Raw genomic sequence first — 23055 nt, 5'->3', positions numbered from 1 at the left:
TTTCTCTTAATCATTATTCGCACTAAAGTATAATCTAATTACAGAATAAAGCCCGCGGCGGGGTGTCCGGGCGTAGCATTCGAAAGGATTGAACATGTTCGATATGGTTTCTCGCCGCGGATTCGTCTCACTCTCCGCTGTCGCTGCTGCCGGCCTTGGCCTTGCCGGCTGCTCCGGAAACAAGGAGCCTGAGTCGACCGGTTCCGATGCCGGCTCCGCCAAGATTTCGTCCAAGAAGGCTGTCGAGCTGCAGGTCTTTGCCGCCAACTCGCTCGAGAAGGCTCTGCCCGAGGTTCAGAAGCTCTACACCGACCAGACTGGCACCGCCTTTTCCGACACGCAGTTTAAGGCTTCTGGCGACCTCGTTGAGCAGATGCGTGCTGGCGCCACGGTCGACGTGCTCATCACCGCCTCCAAGGGCACCATGGACGACGCCGAGGCCGCCGAGCTCGTCGATGCCGGCACACGAGAGGATATGTTCGTCAACGACCTTGTGATCATTCGTGCTGAGGGTTCCGACACCAAGATTGAGGCCATCGCCGACGTCGCGAATCTGGACGGCAAGATCGCCATCGGCGACGCCAAGACCGTCCCCGCCGGCAAGTACGCCAACCAGGCCTTAGCTTCTGTGGGTCTCTACACCGGCACCGAGGGCGACGACGGCGAGTATGCACCCGAGCTTGCCGACAAGGTGGCCCTGGCCGACAAGGTCGGCACCGCTGCGTCTTACGTCTCTACGGGCGACTGCGTGGCCGGTTTTGTCTACAGCTCCGATATCTTCCGCTATGACGGCATCGAGGAGGCCTTCGTGTGCCCCGAGGATTCGCACAAGCCCATCGTGTACCCGGGCGCCGTTGCCGAGAGCTCCGAGCACGCCGACGAGGCCAAGGCGTTCGTCGACTTTTGTCTGTCCAACAAGAAGGCTCAGAAGATTTGGGCGAAGTACGGCTTTGAGCTTTCCGAGTAGTGCGGCTTGGCGCGATAATTCCATCGTTTTGTGTTTCACTCCGTCCTTGTATTCGCTTGGAGCTTTTCGTGCTTAATAGATTCCGCATGCTTGTCGCCTGTGCTTTGACCTTCGCGCTTTGCTGGGCGCCGGGATTTGCGTTTGCTGGGGTCGCTGAGGACGGGGCCCAGGTTGTTGCGACCGCTCATGGGCTTTCCTATGGGATCGAGGGTTTTGAGCGGTTGGCCAAGGGGACCGCTCGTGCTATGGAGGGCCAGCCTGAGGGCTACCGGTTTCCCGTTGACGAGGACGTGGACCTTGTAGTGGCGCCTGCTGCCGATCGCATTGTGGTGTGGATATCGCCCAAGGCGGCCGAGAAGTATGGATTGGATCCGCAGGACAACGAGTGCGTATCGGGTCTCAAGGCCCTTGTCTGTGAGCTCGACAGCGCAAACTCCATGGGAGGTGCGCAGCTAGGGGACGTTGATCTTCCTTGGTATGTTACGGCGGAAACAACGTTTGATGCCGGCGGGTATACCTATGGCTTTGATGTGCGTGGTGCGGATGGGGACCGCTATGTGGTGATTGCATCGGCCTCGGGTGATGCCAAGGGCGGCGCGCGTTGGCTTGATAGCGCTCAAATGGTAGAAGCATCGTCTGTCGTATTGCGGGATGAGCAGGGGCCCTTGACCTCGCTGACCTCCATTTTAGGCGGCATCGACTACCGCCCGTTTTGGGTGTCCATAAAAACGAGCGGCCTTGCCCTGCTGATCTCTTTTGCGCTGGGCCTGTTTGACGCGTGGAAGACTATGGGTACCTCGAGTCGCATCAAAGGCCTGCTCGATTCGGTCTTTACGATTCCTATGGTGCTGCCGCCCACGGTTTGTGGCTTTCTGCTCCTCATGCTGTTTGGCCGCTCGACCGGGGTGGGCCAGTGGCTCATCGCGCATGGCATCTCGATTGTCTTTACGTGGCCTGCGGCGGTGATCTCTGCCGTGGTGGTGTCGTTCCCGCTCGTCTATCGTACGGCACTCGGAGCCTTCGAGAGCCTCGACACGCAGATGCTCGATGCGGCGCGCACGCTGGGCTGGTCCGAGCGTCGCATCTTTACCAGGCTCATGATGCCGCTCGGCTGGCCCTCGATTGCCGCCGGCGCGGTGCTTGCCTTCGCGCGTGCCATGGGCGAGTTTGGCTGCACTCTGTTCTTTGCGGGCAACTACGCCGGCATTACCCAGACCATCCCCATCGCCATCTACTTTGAGTGGATGGGCGGCAACACGTCGGTGGCCCTCTTTTGGGTCGCCGTCGTGATCGTGTTTAGTTTCCTGGTCATCCTGTTCATCAACATGTACACGGCGCATTCGCAACAGTATCGCGAGCGTGGTCTCTCCCGTGCAGAGCGCAAACAGGCCAAGCAGCTGGATAGCCAGATCGATTCGCTCGACCCAGTCGGCGGCGATGCGCTGCGTATCGATCGCGAGGCGCTGGCCGAGCTCATGCGCGATGACGCCGTCTCGAAGGGAGGTCGATAGACCATGTCGCTTGTCCTGGATATCAAAAAGCGCTATCCCGGGTTTATGCTCGACATGCAGCTCGATGCCGGCGAGGAGCGTGTGGCGCTGCTCGGCGCCTCCGGATGCGGCAAGAGCTGCACCTTGCGCTGTATTGCCGGCGTGGAGACGCCCGACGAGGGCAAGATCATCGTCAACGGCGTGACCTTTTTTGACTCGGCCGCGGGCATCAACCTGTCACCTCAGGAGCGAAAATGCGCCCTGCTGTTCCAAAACTATCAGCTGTTTCCCAACATGACGGTGGCCGATAACGTATGTGCCGGTGTAAAGGACGCGGGCGACGCCGCGGCGCGCAGACAACTTGCCGAGCGCTATCTGGGCATCTTTGGACTGGCCGATTTTGCCGACCGCTATCCCGTGCGTCTCTCGGGCGGCCAGCAGCAGCGTGTGGCGCTTGCTCGCATGGTGGCGGCACACCCGGGCATTTTTATGTTCGACGAGCCCATGAGCGCGCTCGACGCGTATCTCAAGAGCGCGCTTGAGCAGAACATGCTCGACCTGTTCGATGTGTGCAACCGTACCGTGCTCTACGTGAGCCACGATATTGACGAGGCATGCCGCCTGTGCGAACGTATTTGCGTGATGCATAACGGGCATGTGGAGGAGATCGGCTCCGTCGATAAGGTGGTCTGCCGGCCGCAAACCTTGGCTGCGCTGCGCCTGACGGGCTGCAAGAATACGAGCCGCGCGCGCAAGATGGGCGACGAAGAAGTTGAGGCCCTCGACTGGGGCATGACCTTTAACGTGGGTCGCGAGGTTCCCGATAGTGTGGCGTACCTGGGCATTCGTGCAAGCTACTTCCATGTGGACAATCGCGCTGAGCGGGGCCGCAACAGCTATGATTTGCATGTGGCCCGAGTGAGCGATTCGCGCTTTGAGCGCCTGGTGCTGCTGGACGCGCCGCGTGCCGATGCGCCCACGCGTCTGCAGTGGAAGGTCAACAAAGTGGGCATGCCTGTCGACGAGCTGCCGCAAGCAGGCGAGACGCTGCGCATGCATTTTGATGCCAGCAGGATCCATTTGGTTTGTCGATAATGTGACAAAGGGACAGTCCCTTTGTCACATGCGAGGGGGGACGCCGAGGTTGGCATTGGTATCGACATCGGTTCGACGGCCACGAAGGCCGCGGTGGCGAAAAACGGATGGCGCCATTGCGTGGACCTGTGTCATGCCGTCGGGCTGGTCGTCGGTCGGTGCGGCCATTCGCGCACTGGCGCTCGCGTAGAGGGCCGGTGCGATAAGTCACCCGCTCTCGGCGCCGCCATGCGTATACTGGGAGGAACTGATTGACCTATGAGAGGAGGAATCGATGGCTGACGATTTCATCAAGCTCACGCAGATGACCGCTGCCTCTGGTTGAGCCGCTAAGTTGGCTCCTGGAGCCCTCGCCCAGGTCCTGGGCGACTTACCCAATGTGCATAACGACAACCTGCTCGTGGGGTTTGATACCTCCGACGATGCGAGTGTCTTCCGTGTTGGCGAAAACCTGGGCCTCGTGCAGTCCATCGACTTCTTCCCGCCGATGGTCGACGACCCGTTCCTGTTTGGCCAGATCGCCGCGGCTAACTCGCTGTCGGACATCTACGCCATGGGCGGTCGGCCGAGCCATGCCATGAACCTCCTGTGCATTTCCAGTTGCCTGGGCGTTGAGGTTGCCGGGCAGATTCTGGCGGGCGGCGCCGACAAGTGCGTCGAGGCGGGTTGCTCCATCGCGGGCGGCCACACCATCAACGACGAGGAGCCCAAGTACGGCCTGTCCGTGAGCGGCTTTGTCGCGCTCGACCGCATGCTCGCCAACAGCGGCGCGCGCGTGGGCGATGCGTTACTGCTGACCAAGGCGGTTGGTTCGGGCATCATCACCACGGCCATCAAGGGCGAGCTCATCGAGCAGGACGAGGCCGCAGCCATGTTTGACTCGATGCGCACCCTCAACGAGGCGCCGATTCGTCTGGCCGAGGAACTTGAGCTTCACGGCTGCACCGATGTCACGGGCTTTGGCCTGATCGGACACGCGTGCGAGATGGCCGAGGGCTCGGGTGTGCAGATTGAGCTTGTGTCGGGGGCGGTGCCGCTCTTTGACCAGGTGCTCGACATGGCGCGTCTGGGCATTATCCCCGCCGGCGCCTACAGCAACCAGGACTTCTTTGGTTCGCGCGTGGCGGCAGACGATGACCTGGAACCGGGCATGCTGGATGCGCTGTACGATCCGCAGACCTCGGGCGGCCTGCTCATCGCGGCGCCTGCTGCCGATGTGGATGAGCTCGCGCGTCGTCTGCATGCCGAGGATCGCATCGCCGCCGTTATTGGTCGCGTGTGCGAGGCGGTGCCGGGCGGTCCTGCCGTTCGCGTTGTGCGCTAAAGAAAACCGTTTATGCGACCGCCCGTCGTTTTGGGCGGCCGCATTCGAAAGGAATTTGCTATGTCTACCAAGATTGAAGTCAATGCCATGGGCGATGCCTGCCCGTTGCCCGTCGTCAAGACGCTCAAGGCTCTGAAATCACTCGGTGGCGAGGGCGTTGTGGTGACCTCGGTCGACAACGAGACCGCCGTCAAGAACATCTCCAAGATGGCGCAGGAAAAGAGCTGTACGGCCTCGGTCGAGAAGGTTGCAGATGCCGAGTGGCACGTGACCGTGGCGACCGCCGGCGCCGTTGCCGTGGACGTGCCCGAGCAGGACGGTGCCGCTTTCTGTGGCGCCGGCGCCGGTAAGGGCAAGCTGGTCGTTGCCGTCTACACCGATTGCATGGGCCGCGGCGACGATGAGTTGGGCCACAAGCTCATGAAGGCCTTTATTTTCGCCGTGACGCAGCAGGAGGAGCTGCCCGCCACGATGCTCTTCTACAACGGCGGCGCCAAGCTCACCGTCGAGGGCTCACCGGTGCTCGACGACCTGAAGGGTTTGACCGAGCAGGGTGTCGAGGTTCTCACCTGTGGTACCTGCCTCGACCACTATGGCATTAAAGACCAGCTTGCGGTGGGCGATGTCACGAACATGTACGTGATCGTCGAAAAGATGGAGCAGGCCGGCCGCGTCGTGCGTCCGTAGCGCCTGGGTGGGATTGCCATGAGGGAGAAGCGCCCGGCGCTTGTCATCACGTTTCCCACTACGGCGGCCGCTATGGGGTGCGAAGCCCTGTGCATCGAGCGCGGTCTTCCCGGGCGAACGATTCCCGTGCCCGGGGAGGTTGCTGCCGGTTGCGGTCTGGCGTGGAAGGCGTCGCCTGCCGATGAGGAGTTGCTGCGCGCCGAGCTTGCCGCTGCGGGCATTCCCACCGAGGGCTATACCGTGATTGATATGTGGGAGGTCGTGCGATGATCTATCTGGATAACGCGGCGACGACCATGCACAAGCCGCAGGCGGTCATCGATGCCGTGACGCAGGCGATGTGCTCGCTCGGCAATGCCGGGCGCGGCGCCACGTCGGGTGCCCTCGATGCGGCGCGTACCATCCACGGCTGCCGCGCCAAGCTTGCGCGCTTGCTGGGCTGTCCGCGTGCTGACCACGTGTGCTTTACGGCCAACTCCACCGCGGCGCTCAACACCGTTATCAATGGCGTGGTGCGCCCCGGCGACCGTGTGGTCACGACGGTGCTCGAGCACAACTCCGTGCTGCGTCCGCTCAACCGCCTGTCGGCAGAGCAGGGCGTGACCGTTGAGCATGCGGGCTGCGACGCGAACGGCGTGCTCGACTACGACGAGCTCGAGCAGCTGGTCACGCTGGGCACGCGTGTCGTGGTGGTGACGCACGCCTCCAATGTGACCGGCAACGCGGTCGACATTGCACGCGTGGCCGCCATGGCCCATGCGGCCGGCGCTCTCGTGATCGTCGATGCCTCGCAGTCTGCCGGCACGGCGCATATCGATATGCGGGCCATGGGGCTCGACGTGGTGTGCTTTACCGGCCACAAAGGGCTCATGGGTCCGCAGGGGACCGGCGGCCTGGCCGTGGCTGAGGGCATCGATGTGGCTCCGTGGGCTATGGGTGGCACGGGCGTGCACAGCTTCGATGCGCTGCAGCCGCTTGATTGGCCCACGCGCCTCGAGGCGGGCACACTCAACGGCCACGGTATCGCCGGTCTTTCCGCCGGCCTCGACTTTATCGAGGCCCAGGGTGGGGTCGAGGCGATTGCTGCCCACGAGCGTGCGCTCGCTGATCGTTTCCTTGCCGGTGTGCGCGAGATTCCGGGGATTAAGCTCTATGGTGCCTTTGACCAGCCGACGCGTTCGGCGATCGTGTCGCTTAACTTGGGCGATATCGATTCGGCTGAGATCTCGGACGCGCTCATGCAGGGGTGGGGGATTGCGACCCGTCCCGGTGCCCATTGTGCCCCGCTCATGCACCGCGCGTTGGGGACCGAGCGCCAGGGTGTCGTCCGCTTCTCGTTTGGGTATTTCAACACGACCGAAGAAGTCGACACGGCTATCGATGCTCTGCGCGATTTAGCCTGCTAAAGCTGCTGGACCGTTTATACTTGCGGGACGGGTGTTTTTGCCCGTCCCGTTTTTGTTTCGACCCGAAAGGTGTGCCTATGGCCTCATCCGCCCCGCGCGGTTTGCGCTCCGACCATGTCGTTACCGTCGGCATTGCGCTGTTCTCGATGCTCTTTGGCGCTGGTAACCTCATTATTCCGCCGCTGCTGGCGCTGCAGGCAGGTTCTGCCACGCCGGTTGCCATGATCGGCTTTTTGATTGCCGCTATCGGCCTGCCCGTCATGGGCTTTATCGCCGTGGCGCTTGCCGGAACGGCACGCGAGCTTGCGGGCCGCGTGCACCCCAAGTTCGGCGAGTTCTTTGTCGCGGCGGTGTATCTGGCCATCGGTCCGTGCCTGGCTATTCCGCGCACGAGCTCCACGGCCTTCGAGATGCTCGTGCCGCTGCTGCCCGAGGGCGTCTCGCTCGGCACGGCACGTCTGGTGTTTGCCATCGGGTTCTTCGTCGTCGCGTTTGTGCTCACGCTGCGCCCGGGCGTCATCACACGCGTGCTCGGCCGTATTACGGGTCCCGCGCTCATTGCGCTCATCGTGCTGGTCGTGGGTGCCGCCGTGATCTCGCCGCTGGGTCCCGCTGCCGCGCCTCAGGCTCCCTACGATGCCGGTGCTGCCGTGCAGGGCTTTCTGACTGGCTATCAGACCATGGACCTGCTCGCGTCGCTTGCCTTTGGCATTATCATCGCCGAGACCATCCACGAGTTGGGTGTTACCGATGACAAGCGCGTGGCCTTCGAGATCTCGCGTTCCGGTGTGATTGCCGGCGTGCTCATGGCTATCATCTACTGCGGCTTGGGTCTTGCCGGTATGCAGCTCGGCACCGTGATGCCCGACGCTACCAACGGCGCCGCCATCCTCGCCCGTTCGGCCTCCATGCATTTTGGGCTTGCCGGTACGGTCGTGGTCTTCGCCATCTTCTTCCTTGCCTGCATGAACGTGTGCATCGGCCTCATCAGCTGCTGCTCGCGTTACTTTTGTGAGACGTATGTGGTCGAAGGGGGAGCGGAGGCCTCCGAGGAGGACATGCGCCGTCCCTTTGCGGTTCTCGCCTTTGTGTTCGCAGCGTTTTCGTGCGTGCTCTCCAACGTGGGTCTCGACGTGATCCTCATGTTCTCGGTGCCCATGCTCAATGCCTTGTATCCCGTTGCCATCGTGTTGGTGCTTATGGGCCTGGTGCACGGCTTTTGCGACGCTCATCCGCAGGTGTGGGTCTGGGTCGGCGGCGTGGTTGCCGTGCAGAGTGTGATCACCTCGGTCCGCGACGCGTTCTTTGCGGGCGCGTGGCTACCGTTTGATGTGCTGCCGCTGGCGGATATCGGTGCCGCGTGGGCGCCGGTCGCCGTAGTTGCCTTTGTGATTGGCCTTCTCCATAGTCGTTTTGTTGCACATTCGAGGAGCTAAGGCATCAATGCTTGCACAGGCGGGGAGTCTCCCCTATAATTTCCCTCGCTTTGGGACACGCAAGGTTTAGACCTTAGCTGCTCAACACCTTCGGGACGTGGCGCAGTTTGGTAGCGCGCCTGCTTTGGGAGCAGGATGTCGCAGGTTCAAATCCTGTCGTCCCGACCATATCTTGCGGGCGTAGTTCAATGGTAGAACCCCAGCCTTCCAAGCTGATGACGCGGGTTCGATTCCCGTCGCCCGCTCCATAAGAATTGTTTTAACGGCTTTGGTTTCCTTTGGGGACCAGAGCCGTTTTCGTTTACGCGCCGGGCGACGGGAATCGAACCCGCCAGGGTGCGGAGCTGAGAAAATGCGTGAGCATTTTCCAGCGCAGCACGCAAGGGCCGAAGGCCCGCAGCGAAACAAGGATTTGCGAAGCAAATCCTTGGACTTCCCGTCGCCCGCTCCAAGCTATATAATCGCAGGCCAATATGCTAATTTGGCTTGCGTTTATTTTTATACCGTCCGACCTCGCGGGGCAAATGAACCAGGAGCGTTTGCCCCAAATTGTAAGAAAGTAGTGATTGCCATGGCACAGAGCAAGGCAGAATATTCCACCCCCGATTGCCTGGCGCCCGCCGCGATCGAGGCCAAGACCGAGGCTGCCGGTGTTACCAAGGCCAACCTACCGACCTCGAAGGCCTTTATGCTTGCCATGTTCGCCGGCGCGTTCATCTCCTTTGGCGGCCTGTTCTTCACGGTCTTTTTGAGCGATCCCACGCTTGGCTGGGGCGCCCAGCGCTTCGTGGGCGGTCTTGCTTTTTGCCTGGGACTGGTGCTCGTGCTCATTTGCGGCGCGGAGCTGTTTACCGGCAACTCGCTTATGGTCTGCGCGCTCAAGAGCAAAAAGATCACGCTCGCCCAGATGCTCAAGGCTTGGGTCGTTGTGTGGATCGGCAACTTTGCCGGCGCGCTGTTCGTCGTCTTTTTGGTTTACATGGCAGCTATTTACAAGCTCAACGGCGAGGCCGTCGCCAACACCATGGTGAGCGTCGCCGCCGGTAAGGTTTCGATTGACGCCGTCACCATCTTCTTCCGCGGCATTCTGTGCAACATCTTTGTGTGCCTGGCCGTATGGATCGGTACCGCCGGCAGGACCGTGGTCGACAAGGTCGTGGGCATTCTGCTGCCCATTGCCGCGTTTGTGGCCTGCGGTTTTGAGCACTGCGTTGCCAACATGTACTTTTTGACCATGGGTGCCGTGATGCACGCGTGCGGCTATGGGGCCGATGTCGCCGGCGCCGATGCCCTCAACGCCGCTGGGTTGGCGCTCAACCTTTCGGTCGCCACGCTGGGTAATATCGTAGGTGGCGCCCTGATCGTGGCGCTGGGCTACTGGTTTATCTACGCCAACAGGGAGGCCTAAAGGCCCCAAGCCATAACCGACCAAAAAGGGACAGGTTTATTTTGGCGGGTTTGGACGAGGCGCTGCGCCGTCTTGCCGCGAGCTGCCATAATGGACCTGTCCCTTTTGCGTACGCGTCGCCATTGTTTGACAAATGACGACCATGGGGGACCTGCTTTTTATTGCATATGTCGAAAGGCTTTCCATGAGCGACTGCGAATCCATGCCCGCCGAGGTGCGCGACCGCCTGCGCTCCATTCCCGCTGTCCACGAGTTGCTGGCCGAGTGGCCGGTCATGAAGGCTGCCGGCGATGCGGGCGATACGATCGTGCGCGAGGCGATTGATGCCGAGCTCGATGCCGAGCGCGCGGCGATTCGCTCCGGCGCCCCCGCAAGGAACAAACGTGAGCTTGCCTTAGCTATCGAGCGGCGGTGCCACCGCCTGTCGCTACCGACCCTGCGCCCCGCCGTCAACGCGACGGGCGTTGTGATTCACACCAATCTGGGCCGTGCTCCGCTCGCTCCCGCAGCGGTGCGGGCGGTGACCGATGTCGCTCGCGGCTACAGCACGCTCGAGTACGACGTCGCGACCTGTACTCGCGGGGGCCGCAAGGAGCATGCCGCGCGTCTGCTGCGCACGCTCACGGGGGTGCAGGACGCCCTGGTCGTCAACAATAATGCCGCGGCGGTGCTGCTGGTGCTTGCCGCGCACGCGGCTGGCAAAGAGGTCATCGTGAGCCGCGGCGAGCTTGTCGAGGTGGGCGGCAGCTTCCGCATCCCCGACATCATGGCGGCCTCGGGCGCCAAGCTTGTCGAGGTGGGCTCTACCAACCGCACGCATCTGGATGATTATCGAAGCGCCATTACGCCCAACACGGCGATGATCCTGAAAGTTCATCCTTCAAACTACCGTATCGAGGGCTTTCACGAGGAGGTCTCGGCGGCGGAGCTTTCTGCGCTGGCGCATGAACATGGCCTTTTGCTTTACGAGGACCAAGGCTCGGGCGCTTTGCTTGCAGACGGGGTGCTCGCCGATGCGGGGGAAAAGCCCACGTCCGCCTCGCTTTGCGCCGGCGCCGACGTTGTCTCGTGCTCGGGGGACAAGCTGCTCGGCGCTTCGCAGGCAGGCATTATTCTCGGCAGCGCCCAGGCGATTGCCGCCTGCGCCTCTCATCCGCTTATGCGCGCGCTTCGCCCCGGCAAGCTCACGCTCGCGGCGCTCGAGGCCACCCTGCGCCTGTATGTGGCCGGCTCCGATACGGCGCATCGGGAGATCCCGGTGCTCAACATGCTTTCCGGTGCGCCGGCTCCGCTCGAGCGTCAGGCAAAGCGCCTGCATGACCGCATGCTGCGCAAGCTTCGCGAGACCCAGTGCGAGGACGCGGTGGAGCTGCAGGTTGTCGAGGGAGCCTCTGCCCCGGGCGGCGGGTCGCTGCCGACCGTCGAGCTTCCGACGTTTTGCGTTGCCGTTTGCCCCGTCGATGGGCGCCTATCTGCCGATGGCCTGAAGCGCGCCATGGTTCAGGAACCCGACACGCCGGTCGTCACGCGCGTGCGGCACGAACAGGTACTGTTTGACGTCCGCACGCTTTTGCACGATACCGATCTTGATCTGTGCGCGTCTGCGTTGGCCGATGCCGTGCGGGCGGGTTTGCATCGATGAGTGCGTGCGAGCTTGTCGAATGTCCCGTTGTCGTTGGAACGGCGGGGCACGTCGACCACGGAAAGTCGGCGCTCATCGAAGCGCTGACCGGCAAAAACCCCGATCGCCTGGAGGTCGAACGGCGCCGAGGCATGACCACGGAGCTCGGTTTTGGCGAGCTGGTGCTGCCGAGCGGCAAGCTTGTCGGCTTGGTCGACGTGCCCGGGCATGCGCACTACCTGCGCGCGATGGTGCAGGGCGCCACCGGCGTGGACGTTGCGTTGCTGGTGGTTTCTGCCGTTGAGGGCGTGATGCCGCAGACCCGCGAGCATGTTCGCGTGCTGGAGCTTTTGGGTGTGACGCACATGGTTGTCGCGCTCACGATGCGCGATCTGGCCGATGACGAGACGGCGGAGCTCGCCGAGCTCGATGTGATGGACTTTCTCGGCGATACCGTCTTTGCCGATGCGCCTGTGGTGTCCGTTTCTTCGCGCACAGGTGCGGGTATCGAGGACGTTCGCCTTGCCCTCGATACCGCTATCGACTCTTTCCTGGCCGATGCCGCATCCCGCCCGGTGCGCCCCAGTCTGGCCCCGCGACTGCCCATCGACCGCTGCTTTATCATCAAGGGATCCGGGACGATCGTCACGGGCACGCTTCACGATGCCCCCGTAGCGGTGGGCGACGAGCTCGTCACGAGTCCCGCGGGCGTGCGCTGTCGCGTGCGCGCGATTCAGGTGCATGGCGATACTCTTCGGGCGTTGCCCGGACAGCGCGTGGCGCTCAACATCGTGGGCGATGGTGCGGCCGACCTTCCGCGCGGCGAGGCCCTCTGCGGGTCTGGTGCCGAGGGTTCGACGCTCAGGCTCATCGCGCGCTTCACGTATCTGGGGCGCGAGGGCACCAAGCCCGCGCCCTTCGAGTCCGGCGCGCGCGTGCACGTGATGGCGGGCACGGCGGAGGTCCTCGGCCGTATCATGCTCATGGAGGGTGAGGGACCCATTGAGGCTGGCGAGACCCGCATCGTGCAGGTTCGTCTGGAGGAGCGCCTTCCCGTGCGATCGGGCGACGGCCTCATCGTGCTTGCGTTCTCGCCGGTGGCGCTTATCGGCGGCGGTCGCGTTCTTCTTTCGCGGTGCCGCCGCTCGCGCGACCTCTCCGCGGGCGAGTGCGCGTTGCTTGGGGCTCTGGATGCTGGCGACCGTGCCGCCGCCGTTGTCGCATGGTTGGGGCTGCAGTGCCTGCCCGTGCCCGCCGCGGCCGTAACCCGTGCTCTCGATCTTTCGGGCGCCGAGGCGGCAGCGCTCCTGCACGGGACGGTTTCCTCGGGTGACGCTGTGGCGCTTCATGCCGAGCGCTCGACCGAGGAGCTCTATGCCACTCCCGCCGTCCTCGATGTCGCCCTCGTCGCGCTCTCCGACACGTTGGCCGCCATGCACAGGGTCGCGCCCAAGCAGACGGGTTTCACGCTGGGCGAGGTCGCGCATGCCGCCTGGCCGACAGCGGGCGAAGACGTCGCGTCCGTGCTCGTCCTCGAGGGCTGTTCGCGCGGCGTGTGTGCCGTGGACGGTGCCAAGGTGTTCGACCCGCATTCCGCCGCTGCAGCGATGCGCGTGGTACGCGAGGCTAGTCAGCGCATTGTGACCCTGCTGGACGAGGCGGGTCTCGATGCGCCGACGCTTTCCGAGGTGGGCGAGCAGCTGCACCTTGATCGCGACACCATGACGCGTGCCCTGCGCGAGCTTTCGTTCAACCGTTCGATCGTTAAGATCGAACGCGACGTTGCCTTGTCCGCTGTCGCCGAGGCACATGCGCGTGAGGTCGTTACAGCGGCTATCGAGGCTGCCGGTGGCGCTGCCACTACGAGCGTACTGCGCGAGGCCCTGGGCGTGTCGCGCAAACGAGCCATTAGCATCCTGGAGCACCTGGATGCGGTGCGCTTTACGACGCTCGACAAGGATGCCGGCGGCCTAAGATCGCTGCGCTAGGGGTCGTCGTATTGCTAGTTTGGTAAAATACCGCCATGTTTGGGAGCGGATGGGCTCCGGTGGGCCCCGCGGTCCTCAAAACCGTTGCGAGGCGTGCAAAACGTCTTGGATGTGTTCGATTCACATACGTTCCCGCCAACGCATCTTGCCAAAACCACCACAAAGGTGCCTGTCCCCTTTGTGGTGGTATGGACCATATGGACGAAACAGGTTTGAAACACGGGTTTTGCACGTCAGGCACTCAAAAACGCTTCTACCTGCATCGTAATCAAAACGAAACATCTACTCGTCGGCTTATGCGAAACTTTGTTGCAACAGTGCGATATTATCCATACTCGATAAAGTTCGTGGCGCATAGGGTGCCGCGACCGACATTTTTCGTTTCCCATCATTGGAGGAAGCATGAGCTACACGCAGAAAGTTCTCGACGAGCTCAAGGCCCGTTATCCCGAGCAGCCTGAGTTCATCCAGGCCGCGACCGAGATCCTCGGCACTATCCAGCCGGCGCTCGACGCCCACCCCGAGTACGAGGAGGCCGCCCTGCTTGAGCGCCTCGTCGAGCCCGAGCGCATCGTTATGTTCCGTGTTCCCTGGGTCGACGACCAGGGCAAGGTCCAGGTCAACCGCGGTTACCGCGTCGAGTTCAACTCTGCCATTGGACCCTACAAGGGCGGCCTGCGCTTTAACCCGACGGTCACCCTGGGTATGCTCAAGTTCCTGGGCCTGGAGCAGATCCTCAAGAACAGCCTGACCACCCTTCCCATGGGCGGCGGCAAGGGCGGTTCCGACTTTGACCCCAAGGGCAAGTCTAACAACGAGATCATGCACTTCTGCCAGTCCTTCATGACCGAGCTCTATCGCCACATTGGCCCCAACACCGACGTTCCCGCCGGCGACCTGGGCGTTGGCGGCCGCGAGGTTGCCTACATGTTCGGTCAGTACAAGCGCCTGACCAACGAGTGGACCGGCGTCCTCACCGGCAAGGGCCTCTCCTTTGGAGGCTCGCTCGCCCGTACCGAGGCCACCGGCTACGGCCTGGTCTACTTTGTGGACGAGTACCTCAAGAGCCGTGGCGACTCCTTCGAGGGCAAGAACGTTGTGGTTCACGGTTCCGGCAACGTCGCCATCTACGCTGTCCAGAAGGTCTCCCAGCTCGGCGGCAAGGTGCTGGCCTGCTCCGACACCCACGGCTGGGTCGAGGATCCCGACGGCATCGACTACACCGTGCTCGAGCATGTCTACAACAAGAAGCGCTCCGGCCACGACAAGGGCGTCACGCTCGCCATGTACGTCGACGAGAAGCCCAACGCCGTGTGGCACGAGGGCGACGGCCGCGGCGTGTGGCAGCTGCCCTGCGATATCGCGCTGCCCTGCGCTCGCGAGAACACGCTGCTGCTCGAGGACGCCCAGGCGCTCGTCGCCAACGGCTGCAAGGTGGTCGGCGAGGGCGCAAACATGCCCACGACCATCGAGGCCACGAACTACTTCCAGGAGAACGGCGTCGCCTTTATGCCCGGCAAGGCTGCCAACGCCGGCGGCGTGCTCGTGTCCGGCCTGGAGATGAGCCAGAACGCCGAGCACCTGTCCTGGACCTTTGAGGAGGTCGACGGCAAGCTCGAGCAGCTCATGCGCGGCATGTTCCACAATGTGGACGACACCGCCAAGGAGTATGGCCAGGAGGGCAACTTTGTCATGGGCGCCAACATCGCCGGCTTCCTGAAGGTCGCCGACGCCATGCTCGCCCAAGGCGTCTGCTAAATCCAGCTTGACATAGCTCCGTACAGCGCCAGCTGATGCGCTAAGGCTCCCGGCAATTCCTGCCGGGAGCCTTTTTCTATGGTGGCGAGGGTCGTGCGCCCTCGTTTGGTACACTTAGGGGTACTGGACAAGTAAAGAGATGGGGGAGAACGTGCTCAAGTTCGGTACCTACGTCCGTGTTGGAAACGCGGCCGAAGCCTATGAGCTCTTGCAGAAGAACCGCAACAACAAGATTGTGGGCGGCGGTATCTGGATGCGCCTGGGTTCGCGTCGTGTGGCGACGGCGATTGACCTTTCGGCCTGCGGACTCGATCAGATCGAGGAGACCGAGACCGAGTTTCGCATCGGTGCCATGTGCACCCTGCGCCAGCTCGAGCGCCATGCCGAGCTCAACGCGCTCGTCAACAATGTCTTTGAGTTTGCCGTCCACGACATCGTGGGTGTGCAGCTGCGCAATACCGCCACGGTGGGCGGCAGCATCTACGGCCGCTTTGGTTTCTCGGACGTGCTCTCGGCCTTTTTGGCGCTCGATTCGTACGTTGAGCTGACGGGTGCCGGACGTGTGCCGCTCGCCGAGTTTGTGAACATGGGCTACGTGCGCGACGTGATCGAGCATGTTGTGGTCGTTAAGCATGATTACCGTGCAAGTTACGAGGCCGTGCGCAAGGCCGCGACCGACTTTCCCTCGCTCAATGTCACCGCCGCCTGGTGGGATAACAGTTGGCATGTCACCGTGGGCGCCCGCCCGCTGCGCGCGACCCTGCTGCAGGGCGAGGCATGCGGCCTGGTGAACGAGCAGCCTTCCGAGGACGAGCTGCGCGCCCTGGCCGCGTCCGTACGCGCGCTGAGCTACGGCACCAACCTGTGGGGCTCGGCCGACTACCGCCGCCGCATCTCGGCGCCGCTGGCGATCCAGGCCGTGTGCCGCGCCGCCGGCATCGAGCTTTCGGCTGCGCTTGCCCGCGAGCTCGAGGGCGTGCAGATTCCTAAGTTTGCCACGGACGAGTATTCCTGCCGCCGCGTGCCCGGCGTCGATTCTAGCGAGGTGCGCTAATGGCTGCCAAACTCATCGATCTTTCCTTTACGCTCAACGGCCGCAAGGTCAAGGTTCAGATTGCCCCCGATACCATGCTCTTTTCGCTGCTGCGTGAGCAGGGCTGCGCGTCGGTGCGCTGCGCCTGCGAGACCACCAACTGCGGTCTGTGCACGGTGTGGCTCGACGGCGACCCGGTGCTGAGCTGCTCGGTTCCCGCCGCGCGCGTTGAGGGCCGCTCCATCACCACGCTCGAGGGTCTCAAGGCCGAGTCCGAGGCGCTTGCCCGCGCCATGGCCGCCGAAGGCGCTGAGCAGTGCGGTTTTTGCGCCCCCGGCCTCATCATGAACGTGCTGTCGCTTGCCCGCGCCGCCAAGGAGGACCCGAGCCTCGTTGCCACGCGCGAGGAGCTCTCGCGCCAGCTTGCCGGCAATCTCTGCCGTTGCAGCGGCTACGAGAGCCAGCTGCGCGCCATCGTGCGCTTCCTTAACGAGTCTGGCGTACAGGTGGGCTTTGAGATGCCCGAGCTGCCGGTCAACGACACCAGCTGCGACGGCGTCACCTACAAGCAGATCACCCACAAGCAGCCCAAGAAGGACTCTAAGGCCCTGCTCGAGGGCCGTCCCGTCTACACGGGCGATATGGTGCCCGCCGGCGCGCTCATCGTTAAGCTCAAGCGCAGCCCGTATGCCCGCGCCAAGATCCGCTCCATCGACACGTCGCGTGCCCTGAAGGTGCCCGGCGTGGTGGGCGTCTACACCTACGAGGACGTGCCCAAGCGCCGCTTTACCATTGCCGGTCAGAGCTATCCGCAGCCGAGTCCCTACGACCGCCTGATCCTCGAGAACCTCGTCCGTTACCAAAACGAGGAGGTGGCGATTGTCGCCGCCGAGACCGAGGAGGCCGCCGACAAGGCGCTCAAGCTCATCAAGGTCGACTACGAGGTGCTCGAGCCCCTACTCGACTTTACCCAGGCGCTCGATAACGACATCGTGGTTCACCCCGAGGGCGACGTGACCTTTATGTTCCCGCAGGGCGGCGATGTGCCCCGCAACCTGGTGTGCAGCGGTACCAGCGACTTTGGCGACCTGGACGAGGCATTCGCCCAGAGCGACATCGTCTTTGAGCGCACTTACACCAGCCAGGCCACGCAGACCGCGCCCATGGAGACCTTCCGCGCCTTTGCGACGACCGACGCGTTCGGGCGCATCTCGGTGACCACCTCTACGCAGGTGCCCTTCCACGTGCGCCGCATGGTCGCGCAGTCGCTCGACATTCCGCAGTCGCAGGTGCAAGTTATTAAACCGCGCATCGGCGGCGGCTTTGGCTCCAAGCAGACGGGCTGCTGCGAGATCTTCGTGGCGTTTGTGACGCAGCAGACCGGCCGTCCGAGCTACTGCTGCTACACCCGCGAGGAGACCATCACCGCGGGCAACTCGCGTCACCAGATGCAGATGACCGTTAAGCTGGGCGCCATGAACGACGGCACCATCACGGCCATCGATCTGCACACGCTTTCCAACGCCGGCGCGTACGGCGAGCACGCCACCACGACGATCGGGCTTTCGGGCCACAAGAGCCTGCCGATTTACAACCATGTGAAGGCGAGCCGCTTTAGCTGGGACGCCGTCTACACCAATACCAACCGCGGCGGCGCGTATCGTGGCTACGGTGCCACCCAGGGCCAGTTTGCCGTGGAGAGCGCCGTCAACGAGCTCGCCGACATGCTGCACATGGACCCCGCCGACCTGCGCCTTAAGAACATTGTGCGCGAGGGCGAGGTCATGCCGCAGTACTACAACGAGAAGCTCAACGCCTGCGCGCTCGACCGCTGCCTGCTGCGCGCGATGGACATGATCGGCTGGCGCGACAAGCCGCTGGCCGTGGACCTGGGCGATCGCGTGCGCGCCCTGGGCTGCGCGCTCACCATGCAGGGCTCGGGCATCTCCAACGTGGATATCGCCGGCATCGACATGCGCCTGGAAGAGGATGGTTTCATTACCATCGGCACCGGCGCCACCGATAACGGCATGGGCGTCGACACGATTCTGGCGCAGATTGCCGCCGAGGAGCTGGGCGTGGAGAGCTCGCTCATTGTGGTGCGCGGCGTGGACACCGATGTGTCGCCGTTCGACGCCGGCTCGTACGCGAGCTCGGGTACGTACGTGACGGGCCTGGCCGCCAAGAACGCCGCGACCGAGCTGCGCGAGAAGATTTGCGCCAAGGCAGCCCAGATGTGGGATGTGGACGCCGCCGACGTGGTTTTTGATGGCCAGTACGTGCGCCTGTCCGACGAGCGCGCCGCCCGTGAGCGCGGCCACTACCTCACGCTGCGCGACTTTGCCAACCTGTGCGTCAAGAACATTTCGGGCGGTGACGCGCTGACCTCGCACGCCTCTGCCTGCCTGCCCGTTTCGCCTCCGCCGTTTATGGCCGGCATTGCCGAGGTCGAGGTCGACAAGGCCACCGGCAAGGTGACTGTGGTGGACTATGCAGCGGCCGTTGACTGCGGCACCGTGATCAACGAGGCGCTCGCGCGCGTCCAGGCCGAGGGCGGCATTGCCCAGGGTATCGGTCACGCGCTCTACGAGATTGTCGAGCACGATGACCGCGGCCGTCTGCGCACCGGCAACTTTATGAGCTACAAGCTGCCCACGCGCTTGGATATCGGCAGCATTCGCGTGGCCTTTGAGCCGAGCTACGAGCCGACGGGTCCGTTTGGCGCCAAGTCGATCGGCGAGGTCGTCATCAACACGCCGCTCGCCGCCGTTGCCTCGGCCGTGGCGCACGCCACCGGACATCAGGTTCGCTCGCTGCCGATCACGCCCGAGAAGGCCCTGCTGGGGGAGTAGCGGGTCAGCGAACAAGTCGTAATTGGCGGGGCGGGGCGACTCGTCCCGCCTTTTGCACTCGTGGTGAGGTCGTGAGCCTGTAAAACGTGTGCGTGCGCTTATCGCTCGTATCTGCTATCATTCCTAGTCTGTGCGCTCATGCGGGCGTGGCGGAATTGGTAGACGCGCCAGATTTAGGTTCTGGTGGGATTCCCGTGAAGGTTCGAGTCCTTTCGCCCGCACCAACGCACCCGCGTCGGCTTATGCCCTCGCGACGCTTGTTGCATAAAGGTACCAGCACCTCAGATAAGCTGGGCAGTATGAGGAGGAACGTGTTGAACATCACCGCTTCTGACGTCAAGGACGCCAAGCTCACCGCTACGGTCACCATCCCGGCCGCCGACGTCGACGCCGCGATCAAGAAGGCCTACAAGGACACCGCCAAGAAGTACCGCTTCCCGGGCTTCCGCGCCGGTAAGGCCCCCCGTCCGGTTATCGACTCTGCTCTTGGCGCCGAGGCTACCCTCGCTCAGGCCACCAACGACCTGATCGCCGCCAACGAGCCTGCCGTCCTCAACGAGCTGGACATCGTCCCCACCAAGAGCGGTGACTACAAGGAGCTCGACCTCGCCAAGGATCACGAGGACTACACCTACACTGTCGAGTTCTCCCTGCGTCCTGCCGCTGAGCTCTCCTCCTTCGACGCTGTCGAGATCGAGATGCCCCCTGCGGAGGTCACCGAGTCCGAGATCAACAATCAGGTCGAGATGCTCCTCAACTACCGTGCCACCTTCGAGGATGTCGAGGGTCGCGCCGTCGAGGCCGAGGACTACGTCACCGTCGACCTCAAGGCCGTCGAGAACGCCGACAACTTTGCCGCCGAGGGCCGCATGCTCATCGCCGGTAGCGACAGCAACCCCAAGGAGTTCAACGGGGCCCTGATCGGCGCCAACGTTGACGACGTCAAGACCGTCACTTGGACCGACGAGGCCGAGGAGGGCGAGGAGGCCGAGACCCACACCGTCGAGGTTACCGTCAAGGGCATCAAGGTCCGCAACACCCCCGAGCTCACCGACGAGCTCGTCAAGTCCGACTTTGGCTTCGACAGCATCGACGCCATGCGCGACGCCATCAAGATCGAGATCGAGCAGGACAAGGCTTCCCGCCTCCCGGCCGAGAAGGAGAACCGTTGCGTCTCCGCTCTTGCCGAGCGCCTGCAGCTCGAGGAGATGGACGCCGACTACGAGCAGTCCGTCTTTGAGGAGCTTGGCCAGAACTTCCTGTCCAACCTCGCTGCCCGCGGCATGACGCTGGACACCTGGCTGCCCGCTTCCGGCCTGACCATGGAGCAGTTCATCGGCGACCTGCACAAGCAGGCCAACGACGTTGCCCGTGAGTCCCTGGCGCTCGACGCCCTCGCCCGCGAGCTCAAGATCGAGGTCACTGAGGACGACGTCAACGCCGAGTTCGAGAAGGCTGGCGTCAAGGACGTCGAGGCTTCCAAGGCCGAGTTCATCGCCGACGGCCGCATGCCTGCCGTCCGCGAGTCCATCCGTCGCTCCAAGGCCGTCGACCACCTGGTCGAGAACGCCAAGGTGACCGAGGTCGACGAGACCGCCAAGGACGCCGAGTAATTCTCGCCACCTTGCCCATGAGCGCATGCGTGCGCCCGTGATGGGGTAAAGTTATACACCGGTTATCCGGTTGCTTCGTACGGTGTCAGCCAATGCATAGCATGCGGGCACCGTACGTTTATCTAGAACCAATTTGGTCCGTAAGAGAGAAATGGAGATGCGTATGATCGCTAAGTTCGATTCCGCCCTCGTGCCATACGTTATCGAGCAGACGCCGCGCGGCGAGCGCAGCTACGATATCTATTCGCGCCTGCTCAACGACCGCATCATCTTCTTGGGCGAGGAGATCAACTCCGTCAGCGCCAACCTGGTCGTTGCCCAGCTGCTGCATCTTGAGAGCCAGGATGCCGAGAAGGATATCTCGCTCTACATCAATTCGCCTGGTGGCGAGGTCTACTCCGGCCTGGCGATTCTTGACACCATGAACTTCATTAAGCCGCAGGTCTCCACCATCTGCGTGGGTATGGCCGCGTCTATGGCCGCCGTGCTGCTTTCGGCCGGCGCCAAGGGCAAGCGCTTCTGCCTGCCGCACTCCAAGGTCATGATTCACCAGCCCAGTGGCGGTGCCCAGGGCCAGCAGACCGAGATCGAGATCGTGGCCGAAGAGATCAAAAAGACCCGCCGCGAGCTCAACCAGATCCTGTCCGACGCCTCGGGCCAGCCCATCGAGAAGGTCCAGGCCGATACCGAGCGCGACAACTACCTGACCGCTGCCGAGGCCCTCGACTACGGTCTGATTGACCGTATCGTCACCTCGCGCGACCTTGCTGCGAAGGACGCCTAGGATGGCCGGTAACATGCAGGACAACTTTGACGAGAACGGCAACCCCATCCGCTGCTCCTTCTGCGGAAAAGAACAGGGGCAGGTTCGCCGTCTTGTAAAGGGCCCTACCAACATCTTTATCTGCGACGAGTGCGTCGCCGCCTGCTCCGAGATCCTTGAGGAGTCGCTGGCTTCGGACTTTATGGATGCTGCCCGCAACGGCAAGCTGCCGGGCTTCCTCAACGACCACGGCCAGGCTGCGTCCCAGCCTGCCATGGACCCCGAGGCCGAGGGCTTTGAGCTCGAGGACGACGCTCGCCAGGTCATTACGCATGTGCCGACGCCGCATGAGATCTATGACGAGCTTTCGGCCTATGTCATGGGTCAGGAGGACGCCAAGCGCGCCATGTCGGTTGCCGTGTACAACCATTACCGCCGCGTGATCGAGGGCGGTGCTGCGCTTTCGGCCTTTGATGACGGCTTGGATTCGCAGCTCGACGATGATATGGACGAGGTGGAGCTCGCCAAGTCCAACATTTTGCTGCTCGGTCCCACCGGTACCGGTAAGACCCTGCTCGCCCAGACGCTTGCGCGCATCCTCGAGGTGCCGTTTGCCATCGCCGACGCCACCGCGCTCACCGAGGCTGGCTACGTTGGCGAGGATGTGGAGAACATCCTGCTCAAGCTCATCAACGCCGCCGATGGCGATATTGAGCGTGCGCAGGTTGGCATTATCTACGTGGACGAGATCGACAAGATTGCCCGCAAGGCCGAGAACCTCTCCATTACCCGCGACGTTTCGGGCGAGGGCGTTCAGCAGGCGCTGCTTAAAATTCTTGAGGGCACGGTGGCAAGCGTTCCGCCCACCGGCGGCCGCAAACATCCCCAGCAGGAGCTGCTGCAGATCGACACGACCAACATCCTGTTTATCTGCGGTGGTGCCTTTGTGGGTCTGGACAAGATCATCGCCGACCGCGTGGGCAACAAGGGCGTGGGCTTTAACTCCGAGATCGCCGGCCCCACCTCGGTCGACGAGAATGACCTGCTGCGCCAGGTGCTCCCGCAGGACCTCAACGCCTTTGGCATGATCCCCGAGTTTGTGGGACGTACGCCCGTCGTCACCCAGACGCAGGCGCTCGACGAGGACGACCTGGTGTCGATCCTAACCGAGCCCAAGAACGCCGTGGTGCGTCAGTACCGCAAGATGTTCCAGCTCGAGGACGTCGAGCTTGAGTTTGAGGACGCGGCCCTGCACGAGATCGCCCGCATGGCGCTTGCTCGCAAGACCGGCGCCCGCGGCCTGCGCGCCATCTGCGAAGACGTGCTTCAGCAGACGATGTTCGACCTTCCCAGCGAGGAGGGCGTCGCTAAGGTCGTCGTAACCGAAGCGGCGGTTAAGGGCGAAGAACAGCCCCAACGCATCTACGGGTAAACCAGCCAAAAACGTGCTTGCAAATAGCCTCCGACCATCCGCGGTCGGAGGCTATTTTATATATACGCAATAACCCCAACTACCTGTGTTATTCTGTGTGTTTGTTTAAGCCTCAGCGAAGTCATATCAGACTGAAGTAATCGATACCTAAGGGGAGGAATGCAGACCCTAGCGGGCCTACA

Annotated in this window: 17 protein-coding genes and 4 tRNA genes; all 21 read left to right on the top strand. The window is 62.8% G+C overall.

The window, feature by feature from the left end; all coding sequences use genetic code 11:
• Positions 1 to 94 precede the first annotated feature (94 nt).
• The 21 genes from modA to clpX all read left to right on the top strand — a co-directional run bounded on the left by modA (position 95) and on the right by clpX (position 22873).
• A complete protein-coding gene (modA, locus tag AQ996_RS05110) occupies positions 95 to 967 on the top strand; it encodes a molybdate ABC transporter substrate-binding protein (protein WP_082435542.1) in 873 nt (290 codons plus the stop codon).
• Positions 968 to 1212: 245 nt separating this feature from the next.
• A complete protein-coding gene (gene modB, locus AQ996_RS05105) occupies positions 1213 to 2478 on the top strand; it encodes a molybdate ABC transporter permease subunit (protein ID WP_253274606.1) in 1266 nt (421 codons plus the stop codon).
• Between the two features lie 3 nt (positions 2479 to 2481).
• Positions 2482 to 3552, top strand: a complete 1071-nt coding sequence (locus AQ996_RS05100) for a sulfate/molybdate ABC transporter ATP-binding protein (protein ID WP_055251613.1) — start codon at positions 2482 to 2484, stop codon at positions 3550 to 3552.
• Positions 3553 to 3826: 274 nt separating this feature from the next.
• Positions 3827 to 4876, top strand: a complete 1050-nt coding sequence (gene selD, locus AQ996_RS05095; RefSeq protein WP_082435541.1) for a selenide, water dikinase SelD — start codon at positions 3827 to 3829, stop codon at positions 4874 to 4876.
• A gap of 60 nt (positions 4877 to 4936) precedes the next feature.
• On the top strand, positions 4937 to 5563 hold the full coding sequence (gene yedF / locus AQ996_RS05090; RefSeq protein ID WP_055251611.1) for a sulfurtransferase-like selenium metabolism protein YedF: 627 nt from the start codon (positions 4937 to 4939) through the stop codon (positions 5561 to 5563).
• A gap of 18 nt (positions 5564 to 5581) precedes the next feature.
• Positions 5582 to 5833: a putative Se/S carrier protein gene (locus AQ996_RS05085; protein WP_055251609.1), complete on the top strand. Its 252-nt coding sequence runs from the start codon at positions 5582 to 5584 to the stop codon at positions 5831 to 5833.
• Positions 5830 to 6969, top strand: coding sequence for an aminotransferase class V-fold PLP-dependent enzyme (locus AQ996_RS05080; RefSeq protein WP_055251607.1), 1140 nt, complete (start codon positions 5830 to 5832; stop codon positions 6967 to 6969). Before AQ996_RS05085 ends, AQ996_RS05080 begins: the two co-directional genes overlap by 4 nt.
• Before the next feature lie 77 nt (positions 6970 to 7046).
• A complete protein-coding gene (brnQ, locus tag AQ996_RS05075; RefSeq protein ID WP_055251604.1) occupies positions 7047 to 8405 on the top strand; it encodes a branched-chain amino acid transport system II carrier protein in 1359 nt (452 codons plus the stop codon).
• Between the two features lie 91 nt (positions 8406 to 8496).
• Positions 8497 to 8573, top strand: a tRNA-Pro gene (locus tag AQ996_RS05070).
• 6 nt (positions 8574 to 8579) lie between these two features.
• Positions 8580 to 8653, top strand: a tRNA-Gly gene (locus tag AQ996_RS05065).
• Between the two features lie 323 nt (positions 8654 to 8976).
• Positions 8977 to 9813 carry a formate/nitrite transporter family protein gene (locus AQ996_RS05060; RefSeq protein ID WP_055251637.1) on the top strand — a complete coding sequence of 279 codons (837 nt, stop codon included), beginning with the start codon at positions 8977 to 8979 and terminating at the stop codon, positions 9811 to 9813.
• 184 nt (positions 9814 to 9997) lie between these two features.
• Positions 9998 to 11455, top strand: a complete 1458-nt coding sequence (selA, locus tag AQ996_RS05055; RefSeq protein ID WP_070097134.1) for an L-seryl-tRNA(Sec) selenium transferase — start codon at positions 9998 to 10000, stop codon at positions 11453 to 11455.
• Complete coding sequence (gene selB / locus AQ996_RS05050; RefSeq protein ID WP_055251600.1) at positions 11452 to 13422, top strand: selenocysteine-specific translation elongation factor; 1971 nt, start codon at positions 11452 to 11454, stop codon at positions 13420 to 13422. The genes selA and selB overlap by 4 nt, the downstream gene beginning before the upstream one ends.
• 41 nt (positions 13423 to 13463) lie before the next feature.
• A tRNA-Sec gene (locus tag AQ996_RS09800) sits at positions 13464 to 13560 on the top strand.
• Between the two features lie 264 nt (positions 13561 to 13824).
• Positions 13825 to 15180, top strand: coding sequence for an NADP-specific glutamate dehydrogenase (gdhA, locus tag AQ996_RS05045; protein ID WP_055251598.1), 1356 nt, complete (start codon positions 13825 to 13827; stop codon positions 15178 to 15180).
• A 151-nt stretch (positions 15181 to 15331) separates the two neighbouring features.
• Entirely contained in the window at positions 15332 to 16234 is a 903-nt protein-coding gene (locus AQ996_RS05040; protein WP_199574337.1) for an FAD binding domain-containing protein, read from the top strand.
• A complete protein-coding gene (locus tag AQ996_RS05035) occupies positions 16234 to 19065 on the top strand; it encodes a molybdopterin-dependent oxidoreductase (protein ID WP_082435539.1) in 2832 nt (943 codons plus the stop codon). Before AQ996_RS05040 ends, AQ996_RS05035 begins: the two co-directional genes overlap by 1 nt.
• A 140-nt stretch (positions 19066 to 19205) precedes the next feature.
• Positions 19206 to 19289: transfer RNA gene (locus tag AQ996_RS05030), tRNA-Leu, on the top strand.
• 87 nt (positions 19290 to 19376) lie between these two features.
• Entirely contained in the window at positions 19377 to 20678 is a 1302-nt protein-coding gene (gene tig / locus AQ996_RS05025; protein WP_172674617.1) for a trigger factor, read from the top strand.
• Between the two features lie 163 nt (positions 20679 to 20841).
• Positions 20842 to 21462: an ATP-dependent Clp protease proteolytic subunit gene (locus AQ996_RS05020; RefSeq protein WP_022095182.1), complete on the top strand. Its 621-nt coding sequence runs from the start codon at positions 20842 to 20844 to the stop codon at positions 21460 to 21462.
• Position 21463: 1 nt separating this feature from the next.
• Positions 21464 to 22873 carry an ATP-dependent Clp protease ATP-binding subunit ClpX gene (clpX, locus tag AQ996_RS05015; RefSeq protein WP_055251592.1) on the top strand — a complete coding sequence of 470 codons (1410 nt, stop codon included), beginning with the start codon at positions 21464 to 21466 and terminating at the stop codon, positions 22871 to 22873.
• The last annotated feature ends 182 nt before the right edge of the window (positions 22874 to 23055 follow it).

Source organism: Collinsella aerofaciens (assembly GCF_001404695.1).
GTDB classification, from domain to species: Bacteria; Actinomycetota; Coriobacteriia; order Coriobacteriales; family Coriobacteriaceae; genus Collinsella; species Collinsella aerofaciens_E.
This window is presented reverse-complemented; position numbering and strand designations above follow the sequence as displayed.